The sequence below is a fragment of the Paenibacillus tyrphae genome (assembly GCF_024158745.1).
Taxonomy (GTDB): Bacteria; Bacillota; Bacilli; order Paenibacillales; family NBRC-103111; genus Paenibacillus_G; species Paenibacillus_G tyrfis_A.
Window position 1 is genome coordinate 16,257 of sequence record NZ_JAMZAW010000044.1, and the last position, 14,503, is coordinate 30,759.

Below are 14,503 nucleotides of genomic sequence, written 5' to 3' on the forward strand. Positions count from 1 at the left end.
AGAAAAAAAGCAGGTGGAACGATGCAGCAGGATATTCGAATTCTTATTGCCGATGACGATCGGGAAATTCGCGACCTGGTCAAGACGTATTTGGAAAGAGAAACGTATCGGATCGATGCGGCGGCAGACGGGGAAGAAGCTCTCCGTCTGTTCGAAGCGCACCGCTATAATATGATCCTGCTCGATTTGATGATGCCTAAAGTCGACGGCATTGAGGTATGCCGGAGACTTCGCATGAAGACGAATGTCCCGATTCTCATGCTCACGGCCAAGGATCAGGAAATCGATAAAGTATTGGGACTGAGCATCGGGGCGGACGACTATATAACGAAGCCTTTCAGCATTCATGAGCTGGTCGCCCGGATTAAAGCCCATTTGCGGCGGTTTCTGGTCTTGGGCAGCGAAGGCGGCCCGCAGCAGGAAACGGTGCTGAGCTTCAAGAACATGACGATTCATTTGCAAAAGTATACGGTCACGAGAGCCGGGGAAGAGATCTCGCTGACGGGCAAAGAGTTCGAACTGCTGAAGTTTATGGCTTCGCATCCCGAGCAGGTGTTTACGAAGACGCAGCTGTTCCGGCAAGTATGGGATAGCGACTATTTGGAAGACGACAATACCGTGATGGTCCATATCCGCAAGCTCCGGATGAAAATCGAGGAGGACCCGTCCGATCCGAAATGGATTCAGACCGTATGGGGCATCGGGTACAAATTTGCAGGTGACAAAGATGAAGCATGACAAAGGCGCCCTTCTCCTGATTGTGCAGTTCATCGTCTTGTCCGCGCTTTTTATCCTGGATTGGATTTACCAGCCCCAAGGCCTCGTCCGCGGGGCTTTATTTGCTGCGCTGTTTGCCTTGACGGTCATCCATCTGTACGTCCGATATCGGTTCACGGCGAGGCTGAAAGCGATGGCGACTGCGCTGAGGCGCGCCATGCAAGGGAATATGAATACCCGCCTGCTTGCCAACGACGACCGTCACTTGGACGAGGTGATCTTTTCGATCAACGAATTGATCGAGCAGCTGGCCAAGATTCACGTCCGTACGATCCGCTCCGAGGCGGCGAGAAAAAGTCTGCTGTCCAACATCTCCCACGATATCCGGACTCCTCTTACGTCGATCATCGGCTATGCGGATGCGTTGAAGGATGACATCGCGGCTTCCAGCGAAGAGAAGGAGCGGTATCTGGACATTTTGTCCGCGAAGGCGGTCGCCTTGAAGGAGCTGATCGACGAAATCTTCGAGCTGGCCAAGCTGGATGCGGACGAAATGCCGTTGAAGCCGGAAACGCTGGATTTTGCGGAAATTGTCCGGGAAGCGGTGATCGGATTTTTGCCCGAACTGAAAAAGTATGGCATCGAGTTAAAAGCCAACATTCCGGAAGAAGTCTGCTCCATCGTGGCCGATCGGGTAAGCGTGCTGCGGATCGTCAGCAATCTGATCAAAAATGCCGTCGAGCACGGAAAAGACGGTAAAGTGCTGGGCATCGAGCTGGCGGAAGCCGCGGACAAGTACCGGCTGTTGGTGTGGGACCGGGGGAGCGGAATTTCGCCGGACGATTTGCCCCGCGTGTTCGAACGAATGTACCGCACGGACCGGGCAAGGAATCCTGCCGCTCAAGGCAGCGGGTTAGGTCTGGCCATCGCGAAGGCGCTCGCCGAGAAGCATTCGGGCAGCCTGTGGGCCGAAAGCGAGCCCGGCGTGAAAACGACCTTCGGCTTCGCAATCCCGAAGCGGGGCGCTGCGAACCGGGATTAAGAAACAATTAAGAACTGGTTAAGAGGCATTTAAAATCGCCTGCTTATCATGAAATTACGATCTGATGAAAGCAGGAGGGATCACGATTTGAGTGCGGTTATCAAAACGACGCAATTAACGAAGATTTACGGGACCCAAAAAGCGGTGGACAACCTTGACATGAATGTGCGTCAAGGGCAGATTTACGGTTTTCTCGGCCAGAACGGCGCGGGCAAAACGACGACCATCCGCATGCTGCTGGGTTTAATCAAGCCGACGCACGGAGAAATTGAGCTCTTCGGTGAAAGTTTACACAAGAACCAGAAAGAGATTTTAAGAAGAATCGGGTCGATTGTTGAATTCTCCGGATTTTACGAGAATTTAACGGCCCGCGAGAATCTGTCGATCAACGCCAAGCTGATGGGCGTGCATAAGAAAAACGCCATGGACGAAGCTTTGGAAATCGTCGGTCTGCATCAGGAAACGAAAAAGCTGGTCGGCAGCTATTCCTTGGGGATGAAGCAGCGGCTTGGAATCGCCAGAGCCATTCTCCATCATCCCGAGCTGTTAATTTTGGACGAGCCTACCAATGGCCTGGACCCGGTAGGCATTAAGGAAATCCGCAGACTGATCAAGTCTCTCGCCGAGGAACGGAAAATAACGATTCTCGTTTCCAGCCATATTTTGTCCGAAGTCGAGCAGTTGGCAGACCAGATCGGGGTCGTTCATCAAGGGAAGCTGCTGGAGGAGATTTCCTTCGAAGAGCTTCGCAAGCGGAACCGCAAATATCTTGAGTTTCAAGTGTCCGACGACAATAAAGCGGCGATGCTGCTGGAGAAGCACTTCGGCATTACGGATTATGAGGTTCACGACGAACGGTTGATCCGGGTATACAGCCATATCGGCGAGCAGGGCAAGCTCAACCGGATGCTGGTGGAGCATGGGATAGAAGTCACAAAAATGACAATGAGTGTAGACAGATTGGAAGATTACTTTATAAAATTGATAGGGGGCGGGACGATTGGTTAATTTGCTCTATACGGAACTGATCAAACTGAAGCGGGCCAAGATGTTTATGGTCAGCATGCTTGGAGCCGTGTCGGCCCCTATCATGATGTTTCTCGCTTTGCTGAATATGAAAAGCAAGAAGCCCGAGACTCCGATTGAGTTCGAAGTCGCTTTTATGAACACGAATATGTACGTGATTCTGCTCGTGGGAACCCTTCTCTATGGAGTTATTACGGCGTATCTGTTTCATCGGGAATATGCGGAAGACACCTTGAAAAACCTGCTGACCATCCCGGTATCCCGAGTCAGTCTGATCCTAAGCAAGCTGATTTTGCTGTTCCTGTGGATTATGGTTCTGACGCTTATCATTTGGTCGCTGACGCTGATCCTGGGGCTGATCGGACAGTTTGAAGGCTTGACTGTGGCGTTACTGCTCCAATCTTTGAAGCAATTTGTAGTCGGGGGTGCACTTTTGTTTCTTCTGTGCACACCGACGATGTTGATCACCTTTTTGTTCAAAAATTACGTTCCCACCATCATCTTTACGGCGATGATCACGATGGCTAACGTGGTGCTTTCCGAATCGGAATACAAGGCTTTATTTCCCTGGTCCGCCTCGTACGTGATCGCGAACGGAGGCTTCGTTCCCGAGTATCCGCCGGTTTTTTCTTACGTCACGATTATAGCAGCTTCAATCATCGGACTTGCGGCAACGATTATCTACTTCAAGAAGGTAGATATTCATTGATATAGATACACAGACGAGAAAATAGGAGTGTGGAGCTGTTGAATTTGTGGGAATTGTTTGTTGGATTCATTCTTGGACTCGTGGAGGGCCTTACCGAGTTCGCGCCGGTTTCTTCGACCGGCCACATGATTATCGTTGACGATTTCTTGTTCCAATCCAAAAACATCTTTTCCCCGAGCGTAGCGAATACGTTCAAGGTCGTGATCCAATTGGGTTCGATTCTGGCTGTCGTCGTCCTGATGTGGGACCGGTTCATGAATTTGCTCGGACTTAAAAAAATGCCGGGCCAAACGCCTTCCGGACCGCGTTTGAATCTGCTGCAGGTTTTCGTCGGTTTAGTTCCCGCCGGCATTCTCGGAGTACTGTTCAATAAAAAAATCGATGAATATTTGTTCTCTACCGAGACTGTCATCATAGGTCTGGTGCTCGGAGCCGTTCTTATGCTCGCGGCCGATTGGTTCCGGCCCCGCCGTGCGAAGACGGAGACGGCCGACCAGATTACATACAAGCAGGCGTTTTTTATGGGATTGTTTCAATGCTTGGCGCTGTGGCCGGGCTTTTCCCGCTCCGGATCGACAATCTCCGGCGGGGTTTTGCTTGGGATGAGCCATCGCGCGGCTGCGGATTTCACCTTCATTATGGCGGTGCCGATTATGGCCGGGGCGAGCTTCCTGTCGCTTTTGAAGAGCTGGGACTCGATCACGGCGGGCACCATTCCGTTTTTTGTCATCGGATTTATCAGCGCCTTCATCTTCGCGCTTCTGTCGATCCGCTTCTTCCTGAAGCTGATCAACCGTATCAAGCTCGCGCCGTTTGCGATCTATCGTTTGGTGCTTGCGGCTGTTATTTACTTTGTATTTTTGTAAGCGAGACTGAGCTGTTGAGAAAGTGGGGGATAGAAGTAATAGAGGTTACGAGGGGGTGGGGTATCTACTTCCGACCGCTCTTGTCATCGGGAAATTTGATTGAAGCCGCTTGTTAGCGGACATTTCCCGATGACAAAGGCGGACGCTATCGCTTCTCCAGTAGATACCCCACCCACGTATGTATCTCTATTCTTGTTGAAAATCAAATTCTCAACACCTGGCCTACCCCGTCACAAATGGGGTTAGGCTTTTTTTTGTGTAAATATGCTATGAACAGCAGATTACGGCTTTTTCCAGTTGGGATTCCAGGACAAAGATGTTCCCCGATTTATCAAGCTGATAAGATATATGGTTTTGTTCTAAGCGGTTCATAAGAGCAGTTGATAATTCTTGATTTAAGTTTGTCACATGCGCGAAAACCACGTAAGTATCGGGGCGATCGGGCATGGATAGCCAGGATACAAAAATGCCAAAACCTATGGCTAAGCTAATGGCCATTGCTTTTTTCATGTTCATCACCCCCTTCTGGAAACAGAAATGCCTTTTTAACGAGCAATATACAAATATTTTACATCGAACTCGTGCCAAATTAAAAATTGCTTGGCGGCGGCGATCCTGCTATCTTGGTAGTGTCTGTTGAAAACTTGGGAGGAATCACTATGTATCGCATTTACATCATAGAAGACGACGACAAAATCGGGGCCGTCCTGAAAAAAAATATGGAGAAATACGGCTTTGAAGCGGCATGCGCGACGCAATTCCGCGAGCTGATGCCGGAGCTGGAAGCCTACGCGCCGCATCTGGTGCTGCTGGATATTAACCTGCCGTATTTTGACGGCTATTACTGGTGCAGACAAATTCGCACGCGCTCCAGCGTGCCGATCATCTTCATCTCCGCGCGGGCCGGGGAGATGGATCAAGTCATGGCGATTGAGAACGGCGGCGATGACTATATTACGAAACCGATCCCGTTGGATCTTCTCATGGCGAAGATTAAGGGGGTGCTCCGAAGAGTCTACGGGGAATATGCTGCTGCCGGACATGACGGCACGGCTACGGGAGCTCCGGAAGCGGAGCTGAACGCACAGGGCTTGCGGCTGCACCTCGGACGGGGCGAGCTGGTATGGCAGATGCGGAAAGCGATGCTGACGAAGAACGAGCGGCTACTGGCGGAATGCTTCATGCGGCAGCCGGGGCGGATCGTCTCCCGGGAGCAGCTGCTGGAGGCGCTGTGGGACGATGTGCAGTTTGTCGATGACAATACGCTGACGGTCAATGTGACCAGGCTTCGGAAAAAGCTGGAGGAGCTGGGACTGCCGAAGGCCATCGAAACGGTGCGCGGCCAAGGCTATATGCTTCTCTTGGGCGACCAGCAGGAGGGATTGGACGCATGAGAGGGGCGTCGGCCGCTATGTTTTTGCGCGATCGGCTCGTTTATGCGCTTGTATGCCTACTTCTGATCGGACTCGGCGCCGGGCTGATGCTGCTGGAGCGGGCACGCCATCCGGAGGGGATTGGGACGGGCACAATCTCTTATTTTGTCATCCTCGGATTATTTGTTGCCGGCGTGTGGCTTGCCGTTGATTACATTCGCCAAAGAGCGTATTACAAGCAGTTGAAGCATGCGGTGGAGAGGTCCGGCGACCTGCAGGCCTCCGCGGTCATCCAGTCCGCGGTTACGAGCGAGCAGCGGCTTGTCATGCGTTTGCTGCAGGAGCAGCACAGCGCTTATTTGAACGAGCTTGGGCAATACCGCCGCCAACAGGAGCAGCACAACCATTTTGTGCTGCAATGGGTGCATCACATGAAAACCCCCGTATCCGTTATCGATCTGCTGGTGCAGGATACCTTAACCCAGCTGCCTGTTACCGAAGAGGAGCAAAAGCAGCTTGCGCTCAGCCTGCAGGAGGAAGCCGAACGCATGACGAGAGGGCTTGATCTGATGCTGAATACGGCGCGTCTCGATAAGTTTCGAATGGATCTCCATTTCCGGCAAACAGCGCTTCACGAGCTGGTTCGCACCACCATGAATGCGCATAAGCGGCTCTGTATCCGGCACTCGATCTTTCCGCAGATCGAAGGGGAAGCGTGGGTGGAAACGGACGGAAAATGGATGACGGTCGTCCTGAATCAGTTTGTGAGCAATGCGATCAAATACAGCAAGGGGAAGCCGGGAGCCAAGAAGCTTGTTTTCCGATTGGAGCCGGGTGCGGACGGGGGCAGCAAGCTGAGCGTGACGGACGAGGGGATCGGTATTGTGCCCCACGATCTGCTGCGAGTCTTCGACCCGTTCTTCACCGGAGAGAACGGACGGGAGGCCGGAGAGTCGACCGGCATGGGACTTTATTTGGCAAAGCAGGTATGCAGCGGACTCGGACACCGGTTGACCGTGGAGTCGAAGCTGGGCGAGGGAACGACGTTTACCGTTTTCTTTCAACCGCGGAGCATTCATGCGCTAGGTGACAAGGGAGAACATAACAGGCGCTCCAGGTGACAAGTTTGTAAGGTACAATGTCATGCAAATCGATGGGACCGGCGTCTCCTTCGAGCTATACTAGCGCTATAGACATCAAAGACAGCAACGAAGGAGGAACCGAACAAACGATGAATGTACTAAGAGCACAGGGACTCGGCAAAACGTACAGCTCCCCTGGAAATATCTTTTATCAAGCGTTGGAGGATATTGATTTGACGATCGAAGCGGGTGAGTTTGTCGGCGTCATGGGGCCGTCGGGAAGCGGGAAGACGACGCTGCTGAATCTGCTGGCGACGATTGACCGCCCGACGTCGGGGCGCATCGAGATCAACGGGGCCGACCCGGCAGCGCTGAGCGACAAGAAGCTGGCGTTATTCCGGCGGCGCGAGCTTGGCTTCGTGTTTCAAGATTTCAATCTGCTCGATACTTTGTCGATCAAGGAAAATATAATTTTGCCCCTCGTTCTGGAAGGGATGGCTCCGAACCTGATCGAGCAGCGGCTGGAGCCGCTTGTCGAGAGACTGCAAATCGCCGTGCTGCTCGGCAAGCGCCCGTATGAGGTGTCCGGTGGGCAGAAGCAGCGTGCGGCGATTGCGCGGGCACTCATTCACAAACCGTCTCTGCTGCTGGCCGACGAGCTGACTGGTAACCTCGATTCGAAGGCGGCCAAGGATGTCATGGATGCGCTTCAGGAGATGAACGAGCACTTCCAGGCGACTGTTCTGATGGTCACGCACGATCCTTTCTCGGCCAGCTACTGCCGGCGCATCGTGTTTATTAAAGACGGCAAGCTGTTCTCGGAATTGCGGCGAGGTACGAGCCGGCAAGTGTTTTTCCAACAAATCTTGGACGCGCTCAGCGTGCTGGGAGGGAATTTCGATGACGTTTCGCTCGCTCGCGCTTAGCAACATCCGCGGCAATTGGCGGTCATACGGCGCGTTTTTTATGAGCAGCGTGTTTTCCGTCATGATTTTCTACATCTATGCCGCGTTTCTTGCTCATCCCGAGGTGGCAAGCGGCCGGCTCGTGGCTGCGGCAAAAGTCCGACAGGGCATGGTGTTCTGCGAATATGTCATTGTCATCTTCTCGTTCCTGTTCGTGCTGTATTCCAACTCCGCGTTTCTGAAGACGCGCCAGCAGGAGTTCGGCCTGTTCTCGCTGTTCGGGATGACCCGCGCGCAGCTCCGCAAGCTTGTATTGTACGAGAACGCGGCGATTGCGGCGCTATCCATCGGAGCGGGGATCGGGCTTGGCATCCTGTTCAGCAAGCTGTTCTTTATGGGGCTTGGCGTGCTGCTCGGGATGAGCGATACGATCCCGTTTGCCATCCCGCAGCAAGCGGTGTGGGTTACCGCAGGGGGCTTCTTCCTGCTGTTCACGCTGATTTCGCTATGGACGACGCTGCGAATGAGCCGTACGGAAATCGCCGATCGGCTTAAAGCTTCGCGCAGGCCGAAAGGGCAGCTCGTCTATTCGCGCTGGCTTGCGCTGCTTGCGGTGGTTTGTCTGGGGACGGGCTACAGCTTGGCGCTGACGTTGAACGAGGCTTATTTTGATCTGAAAGTGCTGCTGATTCTGCTTACGGTGGTCCTCGGCACGTATCTTTTGTTTACACAGTTCAGCTTTCTGTTTCTGCGGCTGATCCGGAAGCGCACCGGCATCTACTACAACAGAACGAATATGCTCGTCTATGCCCAGCTTGGCTACAAAATGAAAGACAACGCCCGCGTGTTGTTCATCGTATCGATTTTGAGCGCGGTTATTTTAACGGCTTCCAGCGCGGTGTATATGCTTGCGGTCGCGGGGCAATACCAGGACCTGAAGACGCAATACGACAATGTTAAAGAAGTGATCGCCCTGACGATGTTCATCGGTCTCTTCATCAGCCTGCTGTTCTTTATCGCGTCCGGCAGCATGATGTATTTCAAGCTGTTTACGGAGCTGCAGGAAGACCGGGCGCAATTCAAGGCTTTGACCCGAATCGGCATCACCTTGGACGAGATTCGCGCAATCGTCGTTCCGCAGGTTGGCGTCATGTTCTTCGCGCCCTGTCTGATCGGCATTGCCCACGCACTGGTTGCGATGAAAGCACTGGATAATCTGCTTCATTTATCCAATTGGCTTTATTCGTTCGTCGTCATCGGCGTATATATGGCCATGCAGACGGTTTACTTTGTCGTCGCGTGCAGAGGTTATATGAAAAGCGTGCTGCGCGGCGCAGCTTCGTAAGGGAACATAGACAAACTGAAGGACTGAACGAAGGAGACAAGACGAGATGAAAACTTTTTACACAAAATATTTCCATATTTTTCTTTTAAATATAATTATTGCTGGATTGATCTTGTCCCCGCTGTCGGCCAGGGCCGAAGCGAAAACGTTTCAGATCGATCCTGCCAAAATCGATGCCTACGTCGAAGCGGCCATGGGCAGGCTTCACATTCCGGGCGCGGCCTTGGGGATCGTCAAGGGAGACCGGACCGTCTACCTGAAGGGCTACGGCATCTCGGGCCCTGACCAAGCGCCTGTCACGCCGCAGACGCCTTTTGTCCTCGGTTCCACCAGCAAGTCGTTTACCGCCTTGGCGGTTATGCAACAGGTAGAGGCAGGGAAAATTGAGCTTGATGCGCCGGTGCAGCGGTATTTGCCATACTTTCGAACCGCCGATGAGGCAGCTTCATCCAAAATAACCGTACGCCACTTATTGAATCAAACCAGCGGATTTTCCATCTATGCCGGCCGTAAAGGAATGGTAGAAGGGGACAAGCCGATCGAGCAGCATGTCCGGGAACTGAAAGATACGCCGCTTGCCAAGCCCGCAGGCTCGGGTTATGAATATTCGAATATAAACTACAATATTCTTGGCGGGATCGTCCAAGCGGTCTCCGGAAAGCCGTACACCCAATATGTGAGCGACCATATTTTCAAGCCGCTGGCGATGAACCACAGCTACGCCGATCCGGAGCAAGCCCGGAACGACGGTCTGGCAGCCGGATATCAGCCCGTTTTCGGCTACATGGTCCCGACCAAGCAATTGAATCACGAGGCGACCGTCGCGTCAGGCTACTTGATCTCCAGCGCCGAAGACATGTCGAATTACTTAATCGCTCAGCTGAACGGGGGCCGTTTCCAAGCCCGGACCGTCCTGTCCGAGCAAGGCGTTCGGCAAATGCACGAGCCTGGGGCATCGATTGCAGACGGCTTATTTTACGGCATGGGGTGGAGTGTCAACAATAGCGTCATTTTTCATAACGGCATTACGGAAAATACGTATTCGTTTATGGCGATGGATGGGGATTACGGCATCGTCCTGCTGATCAACGCCTACGATTTTCTCTCATCCTACGACGGCATCGTTTCGGGACTTAACGGAATTGTTCACGGCCAGGAACGCTCGGTAGCCGAATTGCCCGATTATACGAAATCCTACGTGATCCTGGATCTGATCATGGCGGTCATTCTCGCTTTGATCCTCAGGTCCGTCTACGGCTTGTGGACCTGGAAAACGAAATTCAGGGCGACGCCGCTGCGGGTAACCGTGCATGCCGTGTCTATCCTGTTCCTGAACGTGCTGCTTCCTTTGGCGGTATTGATTTATTTTCCTAAGCTGGACCCGGCTCCCTGGCCGGTCGTCACGCTGTTTTTTCCCGGCGCGGGACACGCGCTCTTGTTCATCCCCATCGTGTTGCTGGGGCTGGGAGCGATCAAGATCGTTCTGCTCCTCCGCAGCGGCTTAGGGAGAAAGCGATCTGCCGTGAGGAGGGTGACCGGATGATGAAGGTGTTGGAGAATCTTGCCGCCGCCGCGATGACCACAGCCATCGTCAGCTTGCTGCTCCACGCTCCGTTTGTGAACGGACGACCGTTAATGGACATGATCCGGGCTTTGTTTTCATAGATTGTCCTGTTTCTGGGAAGGTTGTTCCTTTCTTCGTGATCCGGCTCATAGCTTTCCGAAACGATACGGAGTAGGATTCATGTATCCGAGGGGGTACAGGAAAGTGGAAAATAACGGTAATGACTACGGGATTCGAATCGATTCGTATCGGGCGGGAAACGATTATGTGTTTCTGATCACCGGGGGAGAAGCGCATGTGGGCGCGGTCGCCTGCGCTTACCGGCACGAAGGGGAGGTCCGGTCGGAGACGATATCCGTGCCCGGGCACAGGGAAGGCGAGCTGGTCAAGGAATTGGCCGAAATCGCAGCATCGAAGCTGCGCCATCGTGCTGTCGTGATTATGGGAATCCACATCGATCACGCGACGAAGCAGGATATTGCGCAAATTATCGCACTCGTCCATGAGAAGATGAAGGCCGCTCTCGAAAGCTGCATCCATGACAACGGAGCCGCACAGTTGAAGCTGTGACGGCTCTGTTCATCAAATATGATCTCCACCATGAGGCGAGGGTCGAGGAGCGCGCCTGATCATCAGGCGGCCGCCTTTTGCCGGTTTTGCAAACCCAGAATGTACAAGAACGTTACGATGCTTAAGGCAATGCTGCACGCGAGAGCGATGACGAAGGCGTGCAGGTACGGCTCTGTTCCGTGTCCGGTCAGGAAGGAGAAGAAAATCGTGCCGATGACCGCGACCCCGAGAACGTTGGCGGTCTGCATGCAGGTCGTGAGCACGCCGGAGGCGGAGCCTGCATACTGGCTGGGAATGCCCGACAAGATCGTCTTCATCAGAGGAGACGCGACGAGCCCTTGACCCAATCCGATCAACAGAAACGGAATCAGCAGCGGCAGCCAATCAAGCACCGCGCCGCCTGCGTTTATGAACCAAATCACGGCGGCATAACCGGCGGCCATGAGCCATGTGCCCCACTTGAGAACGGCCGTCCCTGCGCGATTCATCCATTTCGGAGCCAGCAAGGAAGCGGCGAAGAAGGCGATGCCGATCGGCATAAAGGCCGCGGCGGATTGCATGGGAGACAGCATCAGCCCATCCTGCAGCGTGATCGAGACGGTGAGAAAAAAGCCCGAATTCCCTAACTGGAAAGCGATAAGCGCCAATACGCCGACGGTAAACGATCTTTCCTGGAAGATGGCGACCGGGATGAGCGGGGATTTCCCGCTGCGAAGCAGCTTTTTCTCATGCCAAATGAACACGAGAAGAAACGCAATGCCTCCCAGAAAGCTGACATATACCCAAAGGGGCCAACCGGCTTCCCTTCCGACAACCATAGGATAAATGCACAGCAGTAAGCTGCATGTCAGGAGGACGATCCCCCATACGTCGATATTCTTTTTGTCGCTGGAACGGTTTTCCCGGACTAAGGGGATGATCAGCAGAACGGCCAGTAGACCGATTGGAATATTGATCAAAAAGACGCTGCGCCATCCCAATCCGAGCGCATCGAAGTAGAGCAGCATGCCGCCGACGATCTGTCCGGCGATTAATCCCAGACCGCTAACCGCACCGTAGAGACCGATCGCTTTGCCCTTTTCCTCCGGAGGGAAGATGACATGGATGATGGACAGCACTTGCGGGATCAGGACCGCTGCGCCGATCCCTTGAATTACGCGCGAGAATATCAGGAACGGCGCTCCCGTCGCGATACCGCACAAAGCCGACGCCGCGACAAACAGGATCATGCCGAGAATGAAGCTTTTTTTCCTGCCGATCCAATCGCCGATCCGCGCCCCCGGGATGAGCAGCACCGCATAGCTGAGAACGTACGCGGCAACGATAAACTGGATTTGGGTAGACGAGGCTTGAAGCTGGCTTTGGATCGACGGGATGGCGACATTGACAATAAACGAGTCGAGAATAACCATAAACGTGCCCAGCAGCAAAACGGATAAGGCCCACCATCTTTTCGCTTCCAGCGGTTGGGAAGCATTAACATTTGCCTGAATCATAGATGAATCTCCTTTGAAATGATTTAAGTAGTATTCATAGATACTACTAATAATAAGACAAAAAAATGCTATCAAACGTCTTCTTAATAAAAATTTAAAACAACAGCATGTGCATGATTAAGCCTCCTTTGTTATTAGTAGTATTTTATAATACTACTTATATTTAATTGGAATGTCAATGACTTTCCTGCGATTTTTAAGCGGATTTTCAAGCAAACCCGTGGAGTTAGCGGAAATTCCGTATTGTCCAACCCCGAAAACACTTTGCTGCTATAAAGCAAAAATGCTTTAAATCATGTGCTTGTATTTCATGCTTGTTTCGTTATAAAATGCATCTTAATTAAATCAACTGAATGTTCTGACAAGCAATGAAGGAGAGAGTAAGCGAAGAACGCTTCTTGCCAGGGACGGTGTGCCGGCGACTGAGAGCACCCGACGAAGCACTGCGCTGAAGTTCACTCCGGAGCTGGTGCCTGATGAGCGGCCTGAATCGACAAGGCTTCTTGTAGGGTTACCCGAGGGTCCTGCGTTAAAGGATAGAAAGTGAGAAGAGCACTCCGGTTCGTTTGGCGAAGGGAGCGCACTTCTAATAAGGGTGGTACCACGGCTCCTCGTCCCTTGCGACGGGGGGCCTTTTTTATGTTCCAACAAAAAACAATTCAAGGAGCGGATGAGAAATGAACCAACCAAGTTTAGAGCCTTTACGCCAAAAATTGGACGAAACGAACCGCCAGCTTCTGGAGCTGTTGTCGGAACGCGCCCAGATTGCCCAGGAAATCGGGAACATCAAGGAGAAGCAAGGCATTCCGAAATTCGACCCCGTACGGGAGAAGGAAATGCTGACGGAGCTGGTAGCCAGCAACAAAGGGCCTTTTACCGACGATACGATCCGGCACCTGTTCAAGCAAATTTTCCAGGCTTCGCTGAATCTTCAGGTAACCGATCATAAGAAGCAGCTTCTGGTCAGCCGGAAGAAGCAAAAGGAAGATACCGTCGTTACGTTGGGCGACGATGTGAAGGTCGGCGGAGGAAGCCCCGTTCTGATTGCAGGACCTTGCTCCGTAGAGAGCTACGATCAGACGCGGACGGTAGCCGCGGCGCTGAAGCAGGCGGGCATTACCGTGCTGCGCGGAGGAGCTTTTAAGCCGAGAACTTCCCCTTATGATTTTCAGGGGCTGGGCATCGAAGGGCTCAAAATATTGAAGGAAGTCGGCGACGAATTCGGTCTGAAAACGATCAGCGAAATCGTAGATCCCGCTCATGTGGAGCTCGCATGCGAGTATATCGACGTCATTCAGATCGGCGCTCGCAATATGCAAAACTTCGAGCTGCTGAAAGCGGCAGGCGAGGTGCGTAAGCCGATTCTGCTGAAGCGCGGGCTGGCGGCGACGATCGACGAATTCCTTCATGCGGCCGAGTATATTTTGGCCCGCGGCAACACGCAGGTCATGCTCATCGAACGCGGCATTCGCACGTACGAAAAGGCGACCCGCAATACGCTCGATATTTCCGCCGTGCCGATCCTGAAGCAGGAAAGCCATCTGCCGGTGCTTGTCGACGTCACGCACTCGACAGGACGCAAAGACATTCTTGCCCCATGCGCTAAAGCGGCTTTAGCTGCCGGTGCCGACGGGGTCATGGTCGAGGTGCATCCGGATCCGTCCACGGCATTGTCCGATGCCGCCCAGCAGCTCAATATCGAGGAATTCGGGAATTTTTATGCCCAGGTGCGGGAGTCCGGCCTTCTTGGGTAGATGATATCGATTGGCATAGTAAAACCGTCTGGAGATGTCCGGACGGTTTTTTCT

Annotated in this window: 15 protein-coding genes; 13 read left to right on the top strand and 2 right to left on the bottom strand. The window is 53.0% G+C overall.

Annotated elements, in window-relative coordinates:
• Window positions 1–21: 21 nt before the first annotated feature.
• The 5 genes from NI000_RS35635 to NI000_RS35655 all read left to right on the top strand — a co-directional run bounded on the left by NI000_RS35635 (window position 22) and on the right by NI000_RS35655 (window position 4,360).
• Entirely contained in the window at window positions 22–738 is a 717-nt protein-coding gene (locus tag NI000_RS35635; protein WP_375541035.1) for a response regulator transcription factor, read from the top strand.
• The gene (locus NI000_RS35640) at window positions 728–1,759 is read left to right on the top strand and encodes a sensor histidine kinase (RefSeq protein WP_253416025.1); all 1,032 of its coding nucleotides are present in this window, start codon (window positions 728–730) and stop codon (window positions 1,757–1,759) included. Before NI000_RS35635 ends, NI000_RS35640 begins: the two co-directional genes overlap by 11 nt.
• An 87-nt stretch (window positions 1,760–1,846) precedes the next feature.
• Window positions 1,847–2,767, top strand: coding sequence for an ABC transporter ATP-binding protein (locus NI000_RS35645; RefSeq protein WP_253416026.1), 921 nt, complete (start codon window positions 1,847–1,849; stop codon window positions 2,765–2,767).
• Complete coding sequence (locus tag NI000_RS35650; RefSeq protein ID WP_301292834.1) at window positions 2,760–3,494, top strand: ABC transporter permease; 735 nt, start codon at window positions 2,760–2,762, stop codon at window positions 3,492–3,494. The genes NI000_RS35645 and NI000_RS35650 overlap by 8 nt, the downstream gene beginning before the upstream one ends.
• Window positions 3,495–3,532: 38 nt before the next feature.
• Window positions 3,533–4,360 carry an undecaprenyl-diphosphate phosphatase gene (locus NI000_RS35655; RefSeq protein WP_301292835.1) on the top strand — a complete coding sequence of 276 codons (828 nt, stop codon included), beginning with the start codon at window positions 3,533–3,535 and terminating at the stop codon, window positions 4,358–4,360.
• Window positions 4,361–4,627: 267 nt separating this feature from the next.
• On the opposite strand, the gene NI000_RS35660 is transcribed toward NI000_RS35655, so the two are convergent.
• On the bottom strand, window positions 4,628–4,870 hold the full coding sequence (locus NI000_RS35660; RefSeq protein WP_253416027.1) for a hypothetical protein: 243 nt from the start codon (window positions 4,868–4,870) through the stop codon (window positions 4,628–4,630).
• Between the two features lie 149 nt (window positions 4,871–5,019).
• Between NI000_RS35660 and NI000_RS35665 the strand changes: the two genes are divergently transcribed.
• From NI000_RS35665 to lpdD, 7 genes are all read left to right on the top strand, one after another.
• A complete protein-coding gene (locus NI000_RS35665; RefSeq protein ID WP_253416028.1) occupies window positions 5,020–5,754 on the top strand; it encodes a response regulator transcription factor in 735 nt (244 codons plus the stop codon).
• The gene (locus tag NI000_RS35670; protein WP_253416029.1) at window positions 5,751–6,854 is read left to right on the top strand and encodes a sensor histidine kinase; all 1,104 of its coding nucleotides are present in this window, start codon (window positions 5,751–5,753) and stop codon (window positions 6,852–6,854) included. The genes NI000_RS35665 and NI000_RS35670 overlap by 4 nt, the downstream gene beginning before the upstream one ends.
• A gap of 110 nt (window positions 6,855–6,964) precedes the next feature.
• Entirely contained in the window at window positions 6,965–7,741 is a 777-nt protein-coding gene (locus NI000_RS35675; RefSeq protein ID WP_253416030.1) for an ABC transporter ATP-binding protein, read from the top strand.
• Entirely contained in the window at window positions 7,716–9,065 is a 1,350-nt protein-coding gene (locus NI000_RS35680; protein WP_253416031.1) for an FtsX-like permease family protein, read from the top strand. Before NI000_RS35675 ends, NI000_RS35680 begins: the two co-directional genes overlap by 26 nt.
• Before the next feature lie 46 nt (window positions 9,066–9,111).
• Window positions 9,112–10,608 carry a serine hydrolase domain-containing protein gene (locus tag NI000_RS35685; RefSeq protein ID WP_253416032.1) on the top strand — a complete coding sequence of 499 codons (1,497 nt, stop codon included), beginning with the start codon at window positions 9,112–9,114 and terminating at the stop codon, window positions 10,606–10,608.
• Window positions 10,605–10,730, top strand: a complete 126-nt coding sequence (locus tag NI000_RS36885; protein ID WP_272948123.1) for a hypothetical protein — start codon at window positions 10,605–10,607, stop codon at window positions 10,728–10,730. Before NI000_RS35685 ends, NI000_RS36885 begins: the two co-directional genes overlap by 4 nt.
• Before the next feature lie 103 nt (window positions 10,731–10,833).
• Complete coding sequence (gene lpdD / locus NI000_RS35690; protein ID WP_253416033.1) at window positions 10,834–11,199, top strand: prenylated flavin chaperone LpdD; 366 nt, start codon at window positions 10,834–10,836, stop codon at window positions 11,197–11,199.
• 62 nt (window positions 11,200–11,261) lie between these two features.
• On the opposite strand, the gene NI000_RS35695 is transcribed toward lpdD, so the two are convergent.
• Entirely contained in the window at window positions 11,262–12,695 is a 1,434-nt protein-coding gene (locus NI000_RS35695) for an MFS transporter (RefSeq protein ID WP_253416034.1), read from the bottom strand.
• 677 nt (window positions 12,696–13,372) lie between these two features.
• Here NI000_RS35695 and NI000_RS35700 point away from each other — a divergent pair.
• The gene (locus NI000_RS35700; protein WP_253416035.1) at window positions 13,373–14,449 is read left to right on the top strand and encodes a bifunctional 3-deoxy-7-phosphoheptulonate synthase/chorismate mutase; all 1,077 of its coding nucleotides are present in this window, start codon (window positions 13,373–13,375) and stop codon (window positions 14,447–14,449) included.
• Window positions 14,450–14,503 lie beyond the last annotated feature (54 nt).

What these genes read in the sequence shown, in the direction of transcription:
- NI000_RS35685 (WP_253416032.1), top strand. Translation starts at nt 9,112, where the DNA reads ATGAAAACTTTTTACACAAAATATTTCCATATTTTTCTTTTAAATATA.
- NI000_RS35665 (WP_253416028.1), top strand. Translation starts at nt 5,020, where the DNA reads ATGTATCGCATTTACATCATAGAAGACGACGACAAAATCGGGGCCGTC.
- NI000_RS35635 (WP_375541035.1), top strand. Translation starts at nt 22, where the DNA reads ATGCAGCAGGATATTCGAATTCTTATTGCCGATGACGATCGGGAAATT.
- NI000_RS35675 (WP_253416030.1), top strand. Translation starts at nt 6,965, where the DNA reads ATGAATGTACTAAGAGCACAGGGACTCGGCAAAACGTACAGCTCCCCT.
- NI000_RS35660 (WP_253416027.1), bottom strand. Translation starts at nt 4,870, where the DNA reads ATGAAAAAAGCAATGGCCATTAGCTTAGCCATAGGTTTTGGCATTTTT.
- NI000_RS35695 (WP_253416034.1), bottom strand. Translation starts at nt 12,695, where the DNA reads ATGATTCAGGCAAATGTTAATGCTTCCCAACCGCTGGAAGCGAAAAGA.
- NI000_RS36885 (WP_272948123.1), top strand. Translation starts at nt 10,605, where the DNA reads ATGATGAAGGTGTTGGAGAATCTTGCCGCCGCCGCGATGACCACAGCC.
- NI000_RS35680 (WP_253416031.1), top strand. Translation starts at nt 7,716, where the DNA reads ATGACGTTTCGCTCGCTCGCGCTTAGCAACATCCGCGGCAATTGGCGG.
- NI000_RS35670 (WP_253416029.1), top strand. Translation starts at nt 5,751, where the DNA reads ATGAGAGGGGCGTCGGCCGCTATGTTTTTGCGCGATCGGCTCGTTTAT.
- NI000_RS35700 (WP_253416035.1), top strand. Translation starts at nt 13,373, where the DNA reads ATGAACCAACCAAGTTTAGAGCCTTTACGCCAAAAATTGGACGAAACG.
- NI000_RS35640 (WP_253416025.1), top strand. Translation starts at nt 728, where the DNA reads ATGAAGCATGACAAAGGCGCCCTTCTCCTGATTGTGCAGTTCATCGTC.